Source organism: Sphingomonas sp. Ag1, from assembly GCF_000980895.1.
GTDB classification, from domain to species: Bacteria; Pseudomonadota; Alphaproteobacteria; order Sphingomonadales; family Sphingomonadaceae; genus Sphingomonas; species Sphingomonas panaciterrae.
In genome coordinates this window covers 1-1,322 of sequence record NZ_LAZX01000011.1, presented here as the reverse complement: position 1 = coordinate 1,322, position 1,322 = coordinate 1, and the positions used below count along the sequence as shown (strand labels likewise).

The window sequence follows — 1,322 nt, the reverse complement described above, 5'->3', positions numbered from 1 at the left end:
CTGAACCGCCCCGGGTTTGCGGGAGGCGTTGGGTTGTGAGTCACGCTGCCATATCGATGTTGTCCGCGGCAGCATAATACAGCTCTTCGGCTTCGGCAGGCGGGATGTTGCCGATGGGTTCGAGCAGCCGGCGATGGTTGAACCAGTCGACCCACTCGAGGGTAGCGTACTCGACGGCTTCGAAGCTGCGCCACGGTCCGCGCCGGTGGATCACCTCGGCCTTGTAGAGGCCGTTGATCGTCTCGGCCAAAGCGTTGTCGTAGCTGTCACCGACGCTGCCCACCGATGGCTCTATCCCCGCTTCAGCGAGGCGCTCCGTGTACTTGATAGACACGTATTGCGACCCGCGGTCGCTATGGTGAACCAGGCCGCCACGATGAACCGGCCGGCGATCGTGTAGCGCCTGCTCGAGCGCATCCAGCACGAAGCTGGCATGCGCCGTCCTGCTGACCCGCCAGCCGACGATCCGGCGGGCATAGGTGTCGATGACGAAGGCGACGTAGACGAACCCTGCCCAGGTCGCGACATAGGTGAAGTCCGACACCCAGAGCCTGTTCGGCGCTGGGGCACGGAACTGGCGGTTAACGTGGTCGAGCGGGCACGGCGCTGCCTTGTCGCTGATGGTCGTACGCACTGGCTTACCCCGGATCACGCCTGCCAGACTCATCTCGCGCATCAACCGTTCGATGGTGCAGCGAGCGACCGGAAAACCCTCCCGCATCATCTGGCGCCAGACCTTGCGCACGCCATACACCCCGAAGTTCTCGGCAAAGACGCGGGCGACCTCGGGCTTGAGAGCCTGATCCCGCTGCGCCCGCGCCGACAGGCGCATCAGATCCCGTCGCTGCGCGACACGCTCGAAGTACGTCGATGGGGCGATCGGCAGGACGCGGCAGATCGGCTCGACCCCATAGGTTGCGCGATGATCGTCGATAAAGGCGATCATCGCCGGAACGGGCGGTCGAGCTCCGCCTGAGCAAAATACGCGGACGCCTTGCGCAGGATTTCGTTGGCCTGCCGCAGCTCGCGGACTTCGCGCTCCAGCGCCTTCATCTTGTCGGCCACCTCGGTTGGCACGCCGGCGCGCTTGCCGCTGTCGACCTCGGCCTTCTTCAGCCACTCGTGGAGCGTCTGCGGCACGCAGCCGATCTTCTCCGCGATCGACACCACCGCTGCCCACCGCGACGGGTGATCGCGCTCGTGGTCGAGCACCATCCGCACCGCACGCTCGCGGACCTCAGGCGCAAACTTGTTCGTCGTCTTGCTCATACTGGCTCCACCTTCTCAGGAGTTGGAGCCTCCGACAAACCCGGGGCGGTTCA

1 protein-coding gene and 1 other annotated feature are annotated in these 1,322 nt (G+C 65.1%); the gene reads right to left on the bottom strand.

Going from position 1 to position 1,322, the window contains the following annotated elements; all coding sequences use genetic code 11:
- Window positions 1-40: 40 nt before the first annotated feature.
- Window positions 41-1,269 (bottom strand): IS3 family transposase gene (locus XM50_RS00090; RefSeq protein ID WP_156167008.1). Its coding sequence is split into 2 segments (ribosomal slippage): window positions 41-981 and window positions 981-1,269, totalling 1,230 coding nucleotides; the frame shifts between segments, so codons are not numbered across the junction.
- Window positions 872-988, bottom strand: a sequence feature (AL1L pseudoknot). It overlaps the preceding gene by 117 nt.
- Window positions 1,270-1,322: the final 53 nt, after the last annotated feature.